This window comes from Janthinobacterium sp. PSPC1-1 (genome assembly GCF_049897625.1).
Lineage (GTDB): Bacteria > Pseudomonadota > Gammaproteobacteria > Burkholderiales > Burkholderiaceae_D > Janthinobacterium > Janthinobacterium tructae.
The window spans coordinates 63,363-79,909 of sequence record NZ_JAFCWP010000014.1 but is presented as its reverse complement, the minus strand read 5'-3'; the positions used below and the strand labels follow the sequence as shown (position 1 = coordinate 79,909).

The following is a 16,547-nucleotide window of genomic DNA, read 5'->3' as shown; positions in this document are numbered from 1 at the left end:
ACATCAAGGCCTTCTGAGTCTCGGTGTAATAAATGCGTGGTTTCTGTTTCATCTTCAACACTCCTGTAACCTGGGCGTTTAGGTTAGAGTGTTGCGACCACCGATTGAATCCGCAGGCGCAAGCGGACTCACGCGCCCGAAAGTCAGGCTGACACCTTGACTGCTGCGAAACCGGACGCCGCCGCCCACCGCCCCTTCCGCCCTGCCAGCCCGAACAACTTTACTGCCACTCGCCACAGTCGCAGAACTCAAGGCCCCCATCCGACGACGCCAACACCAAAAAAACCCCGGCGTACCGGGGCAGTCACAAGGTTCAAGCTCGGGCGCTGCGGCCGGGCAGCGCCAGGCGGCGGCTGGCGGTGACTGAGGCCGGGGCCGGCAAGCCGCCCGCCACTTTCAACGATTTGGCCTGGGCATCGCCACGCAGGCGAAACACGGCCACCACGTCGACCAGTTCCACGGCGCGTTCTTGCAACGAAGACGCTGCGGCGGCCGCCTCTTCCACCAGGGCCGCATTTTGCTGGGTCACCTGATCCATTTGCGAAATGGCCTGGTTCACTTGCTCGATGCCGGCGCTCTGCTCGTGGCTGGCGTTGGCGATGTCGCCCATGATGTCCGTAACGCGACGGATGCTGGCGACGATTTCTTCCATCGTCGCGCCGGCCTGGTCGACCAGCACACTGCCCGTGTTGACTTTATCCACGGAATCCTCGATCAAGCCCTTGATTTCCTTGGCCGCAGCCGCCGAGCGCTGCGCCAGGTTGCGCACCTCGGTGGCGACCACGGCGAAGCCACGGCCCTGCTCGCCCGCGCGCGCCGCTTCGACGGCCGCATTCAGTGCCAGAATATTGGTTTGGAAGGCAATGCCGTCGATCACGCCGATAATGTCGGCGATCTTCTTCGCCGATTCGTTGATGGAACCCATCGTGCCCACCACTTGCGCCACCACGGCGCCGCCCTTGCGGGCCACGTCCGAGGCGGACACGGCCAGGGTATTCGCCTGACGCGCATTGTCCGTATTCTGGCGCACGGCCGAGGTCAGTTCTTCCAGGCTGGAGGCGGTTTCTTCCAGAGACGACGCCTGCTGCTCCGTACGCACGGACAAGTCCGCGTTGCCGGCGGAAATCTGCGCGGCCGCCACGCTGACCGTATCGGCCGAGGTGCGCACGGTGGCGATCACGTCGACGATGCGTTCGAGGAATTTATTGAAGGCGGTGGCCGTACGGCCCACTTCATCCATGCGCTCGACGGGCATGGCGGCGGACAGGTCCAGCGAGGCGCTGACCCTCTCCAGCGTATGTTCGATATTGCCCAGACCGCCGCTGATGGTGCGGTAGATATGCCAGGCCAGCGCGCCCGTCAGTAGCACGGCCACACCCAGCACGGCCAGCATGGTATTGAATGCCGTGTCGTAGGCGGCCAGGCTTTCGGCCTTCACGTCATCGACCAGCTTGTTGTTGTAGGCGATATGGTCATCCATGCTCTTTTTCGCGGCGGCGGCCGTGATGGCCAGCGGCGTGCCGGCCAGCAAGGTGGCGCGCACGCCATCCATGTCGCCCGCGTAGGCGGCGGCAAAGAATGGCACCAGCGCGCGGCGGTACGCTTCCATGGCGGCCTGGTCGGCGTCGAGCATCTTGCTGTCCGTCGCGTCGTACAGGCGCTCGGCGCGGTAGGTGGCGATGACCTTGTCGAAATTCGTGTTGGCGCTGGCCACAGCCTTGTCCAGCGCCGTCTTGTCGGCCAGGTTCGAGAACACGGACAAGCGGTAGCCGGCCAGACGCGAATCGGCCAGGAAACCCTTGGCCGCATTCAAGCCCTGGATACTGGGGATGATGCGGTTTTGCACGGTGTCAAAACGTTCCTGGGCGCGCTGCAGCTGGATGGCGCCGCCGGCGCCCAGCAATAGCAGGGCCAGCAAGGCGATGGTGAGGGTCAGAATTAATTGCTTGGTGATATTCATGGTGTTTCACAGTCAAAAAAGCAGCCTGGCAGGGCCAGGCGGGATGAGTAGCTGCCGATCAGGTGGCCGGGACCGGTTGCAAACGGCGCGAGCTTAGGCCGCCAGCGGGGAAACGTCGGACGTGCGGCGCAGCAAATCGCCATGCTGGCGGCAAAACGCCAGGCCCGCCTTGTGGCCCACGTCGAACAGCAGCTGCATGTTCGAACTGGACCAGTCCAGGGTGTCGGGCCAGTGCTGCTCCGGGATGCCGCCCATCAGGTCGAGTTTCAGCAGACGCCGCTTGGGCTGGCCCGTGCGTGCGTCCGTGTTGTGCTCGAGTTCAAACAGGCGCAGCTCGCTCTTGGAAATTTTCACCAGTGGCGTGATGATGGAGCGCACCCAGGCGTCGTACAGGTTGCGCGGCTTGCGCAGCAGGCGCTCGTCGCCGAGGATGTCGAGGATGACCAGGGTGTCGGCGTCAGCGTGTTCGCCCTTGCCTTCGATAAACGGCTCGAAATTGAGCGTGTCGAGCGCCGCGCCTTCGATGTAGTCGTCGCCATCGATGGTGGTGGGCGCATACAGGAAGGGGAACGACAGGGCCGCGCGCACGTGGATCGGTGCAATCTCGTGCTTGCCCCAGATTTGCATGCGGTGCTCGCTGAGGTTGTAGGCATTGATGTAAAAATCGGGGCGCATGCGCGCCACGCCCGAGAAATCCACGGCTTTTTCCAGAAAGGGCAGATGCGCGCACAGGCCAAGGCTTTTCGCCGACAGGTCCGACGGCGACAGCGATGACACCATCAATTTCCCCCAGTCCGACCAGGCCGTGGGCACGCCCGCAAACGTTTGCTGGAACGCCTGAAAAAAAGGATTGTTGGCCGGCGGCTGGAAGGCGTCGCGGAAAGTGCTCGCGTGCATGCCCGGCTTCTGGAACACCTTGTAGTTGATCGGGATCATCTTGTAGATGCTGTCGGCCACGCCCGTGTCGGCCCAGCTTTGCAAGGCCTGGCGCGGCGTGGCTTCGTGCGGCGTCGTGTAAAGCAAACCCATCAGCACACCTGCGCCGGAGGCGGAAATGACGTCGAATTCGATGCCTTCGTCGAGAAACGCGGCCAGCGCGCCCGCGATCAAGGTGGAATTTGGTGCACCGCCACCAAGCAGCAGGCCCGTCTTGCGGGCAGGTGTCGCGGCTGGCGCCTGATGTGGCGGCGTCGTGCTTGCTGTCTTCATGCACACTCCCTGAATGGAACCGGGCTCACGCCCTAATTGTTGGTTACTACACGCTGACTACGCTGATGCATGCCCATGTTCCAGCAACAGGAAACTATTGCAATATTGCCGAAACAGATATGAAATTAACATAATTAAATTCCTTATGGCAATTTAATTAACGCATGATGGGTATTCAGAAAGGGTATAAGTTGACGGCACGCGGCGTAGCGTGGTGCATCGCAGCAAATAAATATTCTGCAATGTTAGGAAAAATCTCTTTGGGGTAGGAATATTCCGCAACCGGCCGCCATGGCGGCCGCCAGGCTGTTCAGGGGGCGGGAGGGGGCGTGGAAAAATGCAGGTGGGTACACAGATGGTCAACAAAGACGCGGATTTTCGGTGACAGATGGCGGCTCGATGGCCACAGCACCCAGAACTTGCTCGCGTACAGCAGGTAGTCGCCGAGCACGGCTTGCAGTTCGCCGCGCGCGATGGCGTCGCGCACGATAAAGTCGGGCAAATACGCGAGGCCCACGCCCTGCGTGGCGGCGCCGATCAAGGCTTCGATATTGTTGCAGGTCAAGGCCGTCGGCAAGCGCAACTCGCCGCCGCTGTCGCCCTCGGCACGCTGCAGCGCCCATTCCTGCAACTTGCCCGTGGTGGGAAACTTATAGCGCACGCAGGCGTGCCCTTCCAGCGCGCGCGGCGTGGCCGGCACGCCATGGCGGGCGAAGTACGCGGGAGAACCCACGATGGCAAACGCGAACGGCCCCAGTTCGCGCGCCATCAGCCGCGAATCCGTCAAGGTGCCGCTGCGCACGGCCACGTCGATGCCTTCGGCCACCACGTCGACCAGGCGGTCATTGAAATCGAGGTCGAGCTCGATCTCGGGATACTGCCGCGTAAAGTCCGCCAGCAAGGGCAGGATGATGCGGTAGCCGATCACGGGCAGGCTGACACGCAATTTGCCGCGCGGCGCCTCGGCCAGGTGCGACAGTTCCGCCTCTGCATCGCCGAGGTCGGCCAGGATGCGCTGGCAGCGCTCATAGAACAGCGCGCCCTCGTTGCTCAGGCTGATGCGCCGCGTGCTGCGGTTAAGCAGGCGCACGCCCAGCTTTTCTTCCAGCCGCGCCACGCTCTTGCCCACCGCCGAGGCCGACACCCCGAGCAGCCGCCCGGCCGCCACATAACTGGAGGTTTCCGCCGCGCGCACGAAGGCGGCGATGCCGTTCAGATTATCCATGCCACCTCGCCATCTCTATTAAGGAATATTTGTCCGTTATGAGTGGATTTTCAGCCACTTTTTCATGGATTGCGTCCATATTATCATCGAATTCCCTCTTTCTGGAATCGTTCCCATGGATACAAATCACCGTATGAAGCCTGCCTCCCCGGCCCGGCGCGCCTTCGTGCTGGCCGCCGTCTGCCTGGCCGCCCTGTGCATGCCGCTCAGTTTTACGGGGCCGGCCATCGCCATCCCTGCCATCGCCGCCGACTTGCACGGCACGCCGCTGGCGCTGGCGTGGATAACGAATGCCTTCATGCTCAGCTTTGGCGGCTGCCTGATGGTGGCCGGCACGCTGGCCGACCGCTATGGCCGCAAGCGCGTGTTCTTGCTGGGCATGGGCGTATTTTCCGCCGCCGCGCTGGCACTGTCAGCCGCACCTGGCATCCTGTGGCTCGATGTGCTGCGCGCCGTCCAGGGCCTGGGCTGCGCCATGGCCCTGTCGAGCGGGCTGGCGGCGCTGGCGCAGGAATTCGACGGTCCGGCCCGCGCGCGCGCCTTCAGCCTGATCGGCACGGCCTTCGGCGTGGGGCTGGCTTTCGGCCCCTTCCTGGCCGGCACCTTGATCACGCACACGGGCTGGCGCGCCATCTTCATCGCCACGGCCGTGGCCGGCCTGGCCGCCCTGCTGGCCGCCGCGCGCGCCATGCGCGAATCGCGCGACCCGCAGGCGCAGGGCGTCGATTGGCCTGGCGCGCTGACGTTTACGGGCGCGCTCTCCTTGTTTACGTATGGCTTGCTGCAGGCGCCCGACAGTGGCTGGGGCAGCGCGGCCAGCCTGGGGCTGTTCGTTGGCGCGGCCCTGCTGCTGGCCGCGTTCATCCGCGTGGAGCGGGGCGCCGCGCGGCCCATGCTGGACCTGACCCTGTTCCGCCTGCCCGCCTTTGCCGGCGTGCAACTGCTGGCCGCCGCACCCGCGTTTTCCTTCGTCGTGCTGCTGGTACTGCTGCCGGCCCGCTTCATCGGCATTGAGGGTTATAGCGCCTTCGACGCGGGGCGCATGATGATCGCCCTGTCGGCGCCCATGCTGGTGCTGCCGATCCTGGCCGGCATGGCGGCGCAGCGCATTGCCGCCGCGCACATTTGCGCCTGCGGATTGCTGCTGGCGGCGGGCGGCCTGCTGTGGTTGTCGACCTGCGCGCCGGGCCAGCCGCCCGCCAGCTTGCTGGGGCCGCTGCTGCTGATCGGCTGCGGCATCAGCCTGCCCTGGGGCTTGATGGATGGCCTGGCCATCAGCGTCGTGCCCGTCGAACGGGCCGGCATGGCGGCCGGCATCTTCAATACGACGCGCGTGGCGGGCGAAGGCCTGGCGCTGGCCATCGTCAGCGCGCTGATGGGCACCTTCACCGTGGCGGCGCTGGGCGGCGCCGGCATTGCCGGCATCGGCGCGGAGCAGGCGGCGCACGCGGGCCCCTTCCTGGCGCTGGGCGAGCTGCGCCATGCGGCTACCCTGCTGCCGCAGGCGGGCGCGGCCGAACTGGCGCAAGCGTACGGCACGGCCTTCCGCCACTTGCTGTATGTTCTGGCCAGCATTACGACGGCCTCGGCCCTGCTGATCCTGGCATTCCTGCGTCATCCTGTCCCTGCCGCAACGGACACGGCCGCCCTGCCCGCCTGCAAGGCACAGCAATAATTCGCCATCGTAGTTTCTCTTGCCGTACACGGCGGCGCCCCCGCGCCGCCGCCCGCCTTTGATGTTTCTCCGCAACACCTCAAAAGTTTAAGAAGAATGCAAAGAACAAAACTAGTTTACTGATCAAAGCGCTTTGAACTATACTCAAAGCGCTTTGAAACATAGTTAAAGCGCTTTGGTTGTGCAAAGTGATGTGCACCGATCCCACACCTATAAAAACCCTGGAGACACAATGAACAAATTTTTCTTGAAAGCGTTGCCAGCGGCAGTGCTGATGGCCTTGAGCGCGTCGGCCCAGGCTGCCCTGCCGATCGACTTCGGCGGCTACATCCGCTCGGGCTTCGGCACCAGCAGCGAAGGCGGCAAGGAAGCCTGTTTCGGCCTGGCCGGCGCCTCGTCCAAGTATCGTCTGGGCAATGAGTGCGAAACCTACGGCGAGCTGAAATTCGGCGGCGAAGCCTTCAAGGCAGCCAACGGCACCACCTTCCGCATCAATACCCTGGTGGCGTTTTCCGTCAACCAGAATCAGGACTGGGAGCAATCGGACCCGTCGTGGCGCGAAATGAACGTGGTAGCCGACAAGATCGGCACGGGCGCCTTCGCCGAAGCGCGCGCCTGGGTCGGCAAGCGCTACTACGACCGCCAGGACGTGCACATCACCGATTACTACTTCTGGAATAACAGCGGCCCCGGCGCAGGCCTGGAAAACATCGACCTGGGCGCCGCCAAGCTGGCCTACGCCATCATGCGCACGGCCGACGACGGCGACAGCAAGCGCATGGGCCTGTCCCACGACTTGCGCTTTTCCGGCATCAAGGTCAACCCGGACGGTGAACTGACGCTGGGCCTGCAATTCAATCAGAAACGCAACGCGCAAGGCGCGGCCCCCATCGCCAGCGGCCACTTGCTGACCATCATGCACACGCAGGGCAACCTGCTGGGCGGCTTCAACAAGGTGGCATTGCAGTATGGCAAAGGCAGCGCCGCCAACACGGGCGGCTTCAGCCTGGGCGCCGGCAAGGATGACAAGGTCGTGCGCCTGACGGAACAGATCATGATCCAGCCCAAAGGCGCCTGGTCGGGCATGGGCACCTTCGTCTACGAAGACAAGGAAACGGCGGGCGTGAGCAGTAAGTGGACCTCGATCGGCGCGCGTCCCGTCTACCACTTCACGGACAACTACAGCCTGGCTGTGGAACTGGGCCACGACATCGTCAAGCCGGAAGGCGGCGAGAGCCGCAACCTGACCAAGCTGACCTTCGCGCCGCAACTGTCGGCCGGCAACAGCTTCTGGTCACGCCCCGTGCTGCGCGCCTTCTACACCTACGCCAAATGGAACAAGGCAGCCCAGTCGGCCGCCGCGGCGGAAACCGCGCTGTCGTCGACGGGCGTGTTCGGTGGAAAAACAAACGGCAGCTCGGTCGGTTTCCAGGTCGAGTCGTGGTGGTAAGCGCAGGACTCTAGAACTTTGGCAAGCGTCCCTGGACGCCGGCCACAGGCAGCAACACCGCCCGCTTTTTCAGGGGCAAGGAATATCCGGACCCACCATTTCGCCGCTGCACGCGATGGCCGGCAGCTTCAATGTAGTGATTCAGCAGTATCCTCTTTTAGCGCGGGCGCCCCTGGGTTTGCCCGCGTATTTTTTTGGGCGCTGCCGCCGCTGGTCATACCCCTGATCATTCCGGCATTTATCAGATAAACTACCCTGCATCGCTCCCGATCCACCCCAGACGCAGCATCCATGAACCTCAAAAATCTCGCCAAAACGCTAGGAATATCCGAAACCACCGTCAGCCGCGCCTTGAATGGCTATCCGGAAGTGAGTGAACGCACGCGCGAGCGGGTGCTGGCCGCAGCGCAGGCCGCCGGCTACCGCCCCAATCCCATGGCGCGCAGCCTGGCCGTGGGACGCACGAATATCGTCGGCATCATCTACCCGCTGATGCCGAACGACCTGGCCGACCCCATGTTCATCGACATCGTCGGCGGCATGTCGGAAGCGCTGGAAGCGCAGCAGATGGACATGATGATCGCGCCCGCCTCGGCCACCAATGAATTCCACACCTATCAACGCATGGTCAAGGGCCGTCGCATCGATGGCCTGATCGTCGGACGCACGAAACCGTACGACGAGCGCATCGCCTACCTGGCGCAGCAAGGCATGCCGTTTGTCGCGCATGGCCGCACGCAGCTGAACCAGCCGCACGCCTGGTTCGACTACGACAACGAGGCGGGCATGCGCCTGGCCGTCGAGCGTCTGGCACAGCTGGGCCACCAGCGCATCGGCCTGATCAGCGCCACGCCGGACCTGAACTTCGTGCGCCAGCGCGTCGAGAGTTTCCAGCACGCCATGCAGGCGGGCGGCTTGGCCGTCGACCCGGACAACCTGGTCGACAATGCGCACGACCGCCGCGCCGGCTACCAGGCGATGCAGCGCCTGCTGGCCCGCTCGCCCCGTCCTACCGCCGTCATCGTCGACAATCACATGTCGGGCGTGGGCGCGGTGCGCGCCCTGCTCGACGCGGGCATCGCCATCGGCAGCGAGATGTCGCTGATCGTCTGGGGCGTGATGGAAGACTCCCTGGCCGGCCACAACGTCACCACCGTCGTCCAGCCCGACCCGCGCGGCGCCGGCGCGAAGATGATCCACATGCTGCTGGCCCTGATGGATGGCACGCCCGTCGCCGATCTGCAGGAACTGTGGCCGTGCGAACTGTTGCCGGGGGAATCGGCCGGGCCGGTAGCGGCCTGATGCCCCTGCGCCGCCGCCCTTGAGCAGCGTGGACGGCGTGCGCCTCAGCGGGCCTGGCTTGCCGAGATAATCTGCAGCTGCTGCGCGCTTGCCGTGGCCTGCCCCGCACATTGGCTGACCTTGTCTTCACTTCCCTCGCAGAACAGGACGGAAACTCCTTTTTTCAAGGCCAGGCCATGGGTGGGCGCCAGAAAATATACGCCGCCCTTGCGTTTTGTAATCCTGTTCATCGCCGCCGAAAAATCAGCTGGCGAAGGCTGCCCGGTCCTCGCTTCCAGCCATGCAAGCAAGATCGGCTTGGTCTCCAGGGCCGGCACCTGGCTCCCTGGCTCAAATCCAGGATGAAACATCAGGGCCGAATCGGGCTGTTCGGAGGAGAATTCCCTCACCTCGCCGCCCATGAATGCGATTGCGCATGCCGATGCGCAAATGCCTTCGGCAACCGTTGTTAATTTTTTTTCTGCAATTAATTTTCCGATCCTGAGCCCCCAGGAAAATGAACCGCCGCCTGAATTCTTGAAGACGACCTTGGAAATTTTCTCAGTTGCAAGAATTGCAGATAACTTTTCATACTCTTCCAATCCGATGCGGCCGCTGACGGTGACGGCATGCCCGTCGGCAACCACATCGGCCCTGGCCGCATGCGCGCCAAGTATGAACAGCAGGAAAAATATCGCGATGAAACGATAGAGTAATGCTTGGCGGTAAAGAATTTTCATCGGTGGAAAGCGCAACCCTCGTGTCTTCGCCTTGCGCAGGGCCAGAACAGGCTTCCTCGACGCACGACGATGCCGCCATTATGCAACTGTTCCACCCGCACAGGCACTGGAAAGCAGGGACAGTGCAGGCGCCACGGCACCGGGCCACAGCCTCGGAAAAATTTCACGCTTTCGGCACACGGTATCGCTTTACTTTTCAAAGCGCTTTGAACTATACTCATTTCATACCCAAAGCGCTTTGAATTTTAAAATAAGACGTTCGCCTACCAACCAGCAGCGCTGCCCTGATAGCCAAGGCTACAGGCAACTTTTAAGAAATCATTCATGCCGACCATCCAGAACAATCTCGCCCACCTGCCCGCCGACTGGTGGCGCAGCGCCGTCATCTACCAGGTCTATCCACGCAGCTTCCTCGACAGCAATGGCGACGGCATCGGCGACTTGCCCGGCATTACCTCCAAGCTCGATTACATCGCCGCCCTCGGCGCCGATATCGTCTGGATCTCGCCCTTCTTCACGTCGCCGATGAAAGACTTCGGCTACGACGTGGCCGATTTCTGCGACGTCGACCCCATGTTCGGTACCCTGGCCGATTTCGACCGCCTGGTGGCGCGCGCCCATGAACTGGGCCTGAAAGTAATGATCGACCAGGTGCTGTCGCACTCGTCCGACGTCCACCCGTGGTTCGTGGAAAGCCGCTCCAGCCGCGACAATGCCAAGGCCGACTGGTATGTATGGGCCGACCAGAAACCGGATGGCACGGCGCCCAACAACTGGCTGTCCGTTTTCGGCGGTTCCGCCTGGCAATGGGAGCCGCGCCGCGGCCAGTACTTCCTGCACGATTTCCTCGCCAGCCAGCCCGACCTGAATTTCCATAACCCGGCCGTGCAGCAGGCCCAGCTGGACAACCTGCGCTTCTGGCTGGAACGCGGCGTCGATGGCTTCCGCTTCGATTCCTGCAACTTTCCGTATCACGACCAGTTGCTGCGCGACAATCCGCCAGCCGCCCAGCGCGACGCCAGCAGCGTGTCGGCCATCAACCCGTACGGCATGCAAGCGCACGTGTACGACAAGACGCAGCCGGAAAACATCGCCTACCTGCAGCGCGTGCGCGCCATACTCGATGAATACCAGGCCATTTCCATCGGCGAAGTGGGCGACGACAATGCGCTGGCCACCATGGCCGCCTACACGGGCGCCGACAAGCTGCACATGGCTTACAGTTTCAACTTGCTGACGGCGGAGTTTTCGGCCGCGCACATCCGCACGCAGGTAGAAGAATTCGAAGCACAAGTGGCCGACGGCTGGGCTTCCTGGTCCGTGGGCAACCACGACAGCGTGCGCGTCATGACGCGCTGGGGCGGCGAAAACCCGTCGCCATCGCTGGCCAAGGTGGTGCTGGCCGTGCAAGCGGCGCTGAAAGGCACGCCATGCCTGTACCAGGGCGACGAGCTGGCCCTGACGGAAGCGGACATTCCTTTCGAGGCGCTGCAAGACCCGTACGGCATCCCGTTCTGGCCCCAGTTCAAGGGCCGCGACGGTTGCCGCACGCCGATGCCGTGGGTGGCTGACGCGCCGCATGGCGGCTTCAGTTCGGTAAAACCCTGGTTGCCCGTGCCGCCCGAGCATTTGGCGCGCGCCGTCGACGTCGAAGAGCGCGATAGCGCCTCGCCCTTGACGTTTGCGCAAAACATCCTCGCCTGGCGCCGCACCCTGCCGCAATTGCTGCGCGGCGATATCGTCTTCTTCGATGCGCCGGAACCCGTGCTGGCCCTGCGCCGCGACTTGCCGGGACACCCATCCGTGCTGGCCGCCTTCAACCTGGGCACCGAAACGCTCACGTTTGACTTGCCGGCCGCCGCAGCAGCGACCGACCTGGCCGGCCACGGCTTGCCGGGTAGCAAAGATGGCCAGCAGATCAGCCTGCCACCGCATGGCGGCTGGTTCGGCACCCTGGTGTAAATCGCAGGCTTTGGCGGCCGTGCCGCCAATTACAATAACGAGCCCCGCGCATCAGCGGGGCCGAATTGACAGAATGAGGATGGAGACATGGCTGGACTGAAGTTAACAGGCCTGAAGAAGGCATATGGCGACGTGCAAACCCTGCACGGCATCGACCTGGAGATCGCCGATGGCGAATTCATGGTCTTCGTGGGGCCGTCGGGTTGCGGCAAATCCACCTTGCTGCGCAGTATCTGCGGCCTGGAAGAAATCAGCGGCGGCGACTTGTTCATCGGCAAGACGCGCATGAACGACGTGCCGCCCGCAAAACGGGGCATCGCCATGGTATTCCAGAGCTACGCCCTGTACCCGCACATGAGCGTGGCGCAAAACATGGCGTTTGGCCTGAAACTGGCTGGCATGAGCAAGGTGCAAATCGCCGACGCCGTGCAGCGCGCCGCGCAAATCCTGCGCATCGAACCTTTGCTCGAACGCAAACCAAAAGACTTGTCGGGCGGCCAGCGCCAGCGCGTGGCCATCGGCCGCGCCATCGTGCGCAAACCCGACGTCTTCCTGTTCGACGAACCGCTGTCCAACCTGGACGCCTCGCTGCGCGTGCAGATGCGCATCGAACTGGCGAATCTGCACCGCGAATTGCGCTCGACCATGATTTACGTCACGCATGACCAGGTCGAAGCGATGACCCTGGCCGACCGCATCGTCGTGCTCAACGCGGGCCGCATCGAACAGGTGGGCGCACCGCTTGAGCTGTACCACCACCCCGCCAACCTGTTCGTGGCCGGCTTCCTCGGTTCGCCCCGCATGAACTTCCTCAAAGGCAAGATCCACAGTGTCGTCGACGGCGTGGCCACGATCGCCACGAATGCGGGCGGCATGCTGCAGGCGGCGTTGACGCAGCCGCTGGCCAGCGGTACACAAGTCACCATCGGCGCGCGCCCCGAGCACGTGCAGGCATGCGCGCCCGGCGCCACTGCCGCCATCACGGCCACCGTGCAGGCGGTGGAAAAACTGGGCGACATCAGCTATCTGTACGTACACGTGCCGGGCGGCGACGAGCCGCTGGTGGTGCGCGCCGATGCCGATACGGACTGGGCGATTGGCCAGTCCGTGGCGCTGCAGGTGGCGCCCGCCCGCGTCCACGTGTTCGACGAGCACGGCCAGACACGGACCTGACACCCGAATTAAGGGGCCAGGCGCTACAGGCGCCGCCTGGCCCGGTTGCATCATTTCAGCCTTGATACTCAACATAAACTTAGCATAAAAAAAGACACTGGAGATTGACATGTCCTTCACGCACCCGAAACGCAGCTTCATCAAAACCACCCTGATCGCCGCCGCCCTGGCCGGCATCGGCAACCTGGCCGCCGTCAGCATGGCGCACGCGGCCGAAGCAGGCACCCTGTTGATCTGGATCAATGGCGACAAAGGCTACAAGGGCCTGGCCAAGGTCGGCGAAGAATTCACCAAGAAGACGGGCATCAAGGTCGTCGTCGAGCACCCGGAAGATGCGCCAAACAAATTCCAGCAGGCGGCGGCCGCCGGCAAGGGCCCGGACATCTGGATCTGGCCGCATGACCGCATCGGCGGCTGGATCGACGCCGGCTTGCTGCAACCAGTGACGCCAAGCAAGGAAGCGCGCGCCGCCATCCTGCCGCTGGCGTGGAACGCCTTTACTGTCGGCGGCAAGACCTGGGGCTACCCGATCTCCATCGAAGCCGTGGCCCTCGTCTACAACAAGGACCTGGTGCCGAACCCGCCCAAGACCTTCGAGGAAATCGCCGCGCTGGACAAGAAACTCTCGGCACAAGGTAAAAAGGCCATCCTGTGGGATTACACGAATACCTATTTCACCTGGCCTTTGCTGGGCGCGGGCGGCGGCTTCCCGTTTGAAGTCAAGAGCGACGGTCGCTACGATGCGGCCAAGACGGGTGTCAACAATGCCGGCTCGCAGGCGGGCGTGAATGCGCTGATGACCCTGATCAACAGCGGCGCCATGCCGAAGGGCGCCGGCTATGCCGAGATGGAAGCGGGCTTCAACCAGGGCAAGATCGCCATGATGATCAACGGCCCATGGTCGTGGGACAATGCGCGCAAATCGAAGATCAATTACGGTGTGGCAACGATTCCTACCGTGGCAGGCAAGACGGCCACCCCATTCGTGGGCGTGCTGGGTGCGATGATTTCGAAAGCCAGCCCGAACAAGGACCTGGCGACGGAATTCCTGGAAAACCAGATGCTGCAGCTCAATGGCCTGAAAACCATCAACGCCGACGTCCCGCTGGGCACGCCAGCTAATAAAGTACTGTTCGCGGAATTGAAAGCCAACCCGAACATCCAGGCGACGATGGAAAGCGCGCAAGCGGGCCGCCCGATGCCGAACAACCCGGAAATGGGTCGCTTCTGGTCGTCGATGCAATCGGCGCTGGAAAACATCACGCAAGGCCGCCAGACCACCAAGGATGGCCTGGACGCGGCGGCGAAGCGGATTACGACCGCCAATTAAGCCATATTTTGTTTGAGCGTAGGTCGGATTAGCGTGTAGCGCGTAATCCGACATGTGCCGCCAACAATGTTGTCGGATTACGGCCCTTTGGGCCTAATCCGACCTACGTATCATTACAGGTATCCATCGTGCGCAAGTTTATCGGCCCTACGGTATTGACCATCAGCATGGCGCTGGGTCTGTATCTGCTCTTCATGTTGTACATTTCCGGCCAGACCATGCTGGCCGCCGTTTTCCTCGGCTTGCTGACCCTGACGACGTTTGTCTTCACGTCGCCGCGCGCCTATGCCTACCGTTATCTGTTTCCCGGCATCACGGCGGTCATCGTCTTCGTGCTGCTGCCGATGGTGTACACGGTGTCGATCGGCTTTACCAATTTCAGTTCGCGCAACCTGCTCACCTACGAACGGGCCACGCAATATTTGCTGGACGAGACGCAGCGCGTGGAAAGCACGGGCTACGCGCTGACCGTGCACCCGGACAACAAGGAATACCGCTTGCGCCTGGAAAGCCCGGACACGGGCGAAGTGCTCTTGACGCAGCCGCTGGCCCTGAAGCGCGCCATACCTTTGACCGTGGAAGTGGCGCCGGCTGATCCCGTGCAGGCACCCGTGCTGGCCCCGCCGCTGCCCATCAAGGACATCATCGCGCTGCAAAAGGATCTGAAACAGCTCACCCTGGTCATGCCGAACAAGATCGAGCTGCGCATGGTGGGCTTGCGTGAATTCGGCCCCGTCGCGCATGTCTACAAGCAGCTGCCCGACAAGACCCTGAAGAAGATCGCCACGGGCGAACTGGTCAAACCGAACTTCAAGACGGGCTTTTATGAAATGCCGGATGGCACAAAGCTGGAACCGGGCTTCAAGGTCAATGTCGGCTTCGCCAACTTCGTGAAGATTTTCTCCGATGAAGCGTTCCGCGGCCCCTTCCTGCGCATTTTTGTGTGGACCGTCGTTTTCGCCCTGATCAGCGTGGCCACCACGACGGGCCTGGGCATGGTGCTGGCCGTGCTCTTGAACTGGGATGCGCTGCGCTTCCGCGGCCTGTACCGCACCCTGCTGTTCCTGCCGTACGCCGTACCGGGCTTCATTTCCATCCTGGTCTTCAAGGGGCTGTTCAACAACAACTTTGGCGAAATCAACCTGGTGCTCGACGCCCTGTTCGGCATCAAACCCGCCTGGTTCTCGGACACCACGCTGGCCAAGGCCATGATTTTGATCGTCAACACCTGGCTCGGCTACCCCTACATGATGGTGGTGTGCATGGGCTTGATCAAGGCGATCCCGTCGGACCTGTACGAAGCCTCGGCCCTGGCCGGCGCGGGACCGCTGACGAATTTCTTCAAGATCACCCTGCCCCTGATCATCAAACCGCTGACGCCGCTGATGGTGGCCAGCCTGGGTTTCAATTTCAATAATTTTGTGCTGATCAGCTTGCTGACGGGCGGGCGTCCCGATTTCCTCGACACGACCTTACCGGCCGGCACGACGGACTTGCTCGTGTCTTACACCTACCGCATCGCGTTCGAGGATTCCGGCCAGAACTTTGGCCTGGCCGCCGCCATCTCGACCCTGATCTTCTTCCTCGTGGCCGCGATTTCGCTGGTCAACATGCGCCTGACGCGCATGAACAAAGCATAAAGGACAGACCATGGCTATCGTTGTCGACCGTTCCAACCGCTGGCGCATCCTGGCGGCCCACGTCGCCGTGATCGCGCTGATCGCGCTGGTGATGTTTCCCTTCCTGATGATCTTGTCGATCTCCCTGCGGCCCGGCAACTTCGCCTCGGGCAGCCTGATCCCGCCCGAGATCAGCTTCGAGCACTGGCGATTGGCGCTGGGCATGTCTTACCAGGCGCCCAACGGCGCCCTGGTCGAACCGGACTTCCCCGTGCTGCTGTGGCTATGGAATTCCATCAAGGTGGCCAGCATGAGCGCCACCGTCACCGTGCTGCTGTCGACCACCTGCGCGTACGCGTTCGCGCGCATGCAATTCCGCTTCAAGTCGCAAACCTTGTCCGCGCTGATGCTGCTGCAGATGTTCCCCGCCGTGCTGGCCCTGGTCGCCATCTACGCCATCTTCGATGTGCTGGGCAACTACGTGCCATGGCTGGGCATCGACCACCACGGCAGCCTAGTGCTGGCTTACACGGGCGGCATCGCCCTGCATATCTGGACCATCAAGGGCTACTATCAAACCATCCCCATCGAGATCGAGGAAGCGGCCAAGGTCGATGGCGCCACGCAGTGGCAAGCCTTCATTTACGTGCTACTGCCGATGACGGTGCCCATTCTGATGGTGGTGTTTTTGTTGTCCTTCATCGGCGCCATCATCGAATATCCGATCGCTTCCGTACTGCTGCATGAACAGAACAACCTGACCCTGGCCGTCGGTTCGAAACTGTTCCTGTACGAGCAAAAATACCTGTGGGGCGACTTCGCTGCGGCAGCCATTTTGTCCGGCCTGCCCATCACGGCTGTATTCCTGCTGGCGCAAAAATGGATGATCTCCGGCCTGACGGCTGGCGGCGTGAAGGGCTGAC

12 protein-coding genes are annotated in these 16,547 nt (G+C 62.6%); 8 read left to right on the top strand and 4 right to left on the bottom strand.

The window, feature by feature from the left end:
* Positions 1–313: 313 nt before the first annotated feature.
* The 3 genes from ACP7EG_RS27380 to ACP7EG_RS27370 form a co-directional block, all read right to left on the bottom strand.
* A complete protein-coding gene (locus ACP7EG_RS27380; RefSeq protein WP_426090201.1) occupies positions 314–1,960 on the bottom strand; it encodes a methyl-accepting chemotaxis protein in 1,647 nt (548 codons plus the stop codon).
* Positions 1,961–2,053: 93 nt separating this feature from the next.
* Complete coding sequence (locus tag ACP7EG_RS27375) at positions 2,054–3,169, bottom strand: patatin-like phospholipase family protein (RefSeq protein ID WP_426090200.1); 1,116 nt, start codon at positions 3,167–3,169, stop codon at positions 2,054–2,056.
* 310 nt (positions 3,170–3,479) lie between these two features.
* On the bottom strand, positions 3,480–4,394 hold the full coding sequence (locus ACP7EG_RS27370) for a LysR family transcriptional regulator (RefSeq protein ID WP_426090199.1): 915 nt from the start codon (positions 4,392–4,394) through the stop codon (positions 3,480–3,482).
* A 133-nt stretch (positions 4,395–4,527) separates the two neighbouring features.
* On the opposite strand from ACP7EG_RS27370, the gene ACP7EG_RS27365 reads away from it, so the two are divergent.
* The 3 genes from ACP7EG_RS27365 to ACP7EG_RS27355 all read left to right on the top strand — a co-directional run bounded on the left by ACP7EG_RS27365 (position 4,528) and on the right by ACP7EG_RS27355 (position 8,821).
* Positions 4,528–6,069, top strand: a complete 1,542-nt coding sequence (locus tag ACP7EG_RS27365; RefSeq protein ID WP_426090198.1) for an MFS transporter — start codon at positions 4,528–4,530, stop codon at positions 6,067–6,069.
* Positions 6,070–6,301: 232 nt separating this feature from the next.
* On the top strand, positions 6,302–7,519 hold the full coding sequence (locus tag ACP7EG_RS27360) for a maltoporin (protein WP_426090197.1): 1,218 nt from the start codon (positions 6,302–6,304) through the stop codon (positions 7,517–7,519).
* A gap of 291 nt (positions 7,520–7,810) precedes the next feature.
* A complete protein-coding gene (locus ACP7EG_RS27355) occupies positions 7,811–8,821 on the top strand; it encodes a substrate-binding domain-containing protein (protein ID WP_426090196.1) in 1,011 nt (336 codons plus the stop codon).
* Positions 8,822–8,865: 44 nt separating this feature from the next.
* On the opposite strand, the gene ACP7EG_RS27350 is transcribed toward ACP7EG_RS27355, so the two are convergent.
* Positions 8,866–9,540, bottom strand: a complete 675-nt coding sequence (locus tag ACP7EG_RS27350; protein WP_426090195.1) for a hypothetical protein — start codon at positions 9,538–9,540, stop codon at positions 8,866–8,868.
* A 324-nt stretch (positions 9,541–9,864) separates the two neighbouring features.
* Between ACP7EG_RS27350 and ACP7EG_RS27345 the strand changes: the two genes are divergently transcribed.
* The 5 genes from ACP7EG_RS27345 to malG all read left to right on the top strand — a co-directional run bounded on the left by ACP7EG_RS27345 (position 9,865) and on the right by malG (position 16,546).
* Positions 9,865–11,502 carry an alpha-amylase family glycosyl hydrolase gene (locus ACP7EG_RS27345; protein WP_426090194.1) on the top strand — a complete coding sequence of 546 codons (1,638 nt, stop codon included), beginning with the start codon at positions 9,865–9,867 and terminating at the stop codon, positions 11,500–11,502.
* An 87-nt stretch (positions 11,503–11,589) separates the two neighbouring features.
* Entirely contained in the window at positions 11,590–12,675 is a 1,086-nt protein-coding gene (locus ACP7EG_RS27340) for an ABC transporter ATP-binding protein (protein ID WP_426090193.1), read from the top strand.
* A 109-nt stretch (positions 12,676–12,784) separates the two neighbouring features.
* Positions 12,785–14,005, top strand: coding sequence for a maltose/maltodextrin ABC transporter substrate-binding protein MalE (gene malE, locus ACP7EG_RS27335; RefSeq protein WP_198521413.1), 1,221 nt, complete (start codon positions 12,785–12,787; stop codon positions 14,003–14,005).
* A gap of 128 nt (positions 14,006–14,133) precedes the next feature.
* Positions 14,134–15,645, top strand: a complete 1,512-nt coding sequence (malF, locus tag ACP7EG_RS27330; RefSeq protein ID WP_426090192.1) for a maltose ABC transporter permease MalF — start codon at positions 14,134–14,136, stop codon at positions 15,643–15,645.
* A 10-nt stretch (positions 15,646–15,655) separates the two neighbouring features.
* Entirely contained in the window at positions 15,656–16,546 is an 891-nt protein-coding gene (gene malG, locus ACP7EG_RS27325; protein WP_426090191.1) for a maltose ABC transporter permease MalG, read from the top strand.
* The last annotated feature ends 1 nt before the right edge of the window (position 16,547 follow it).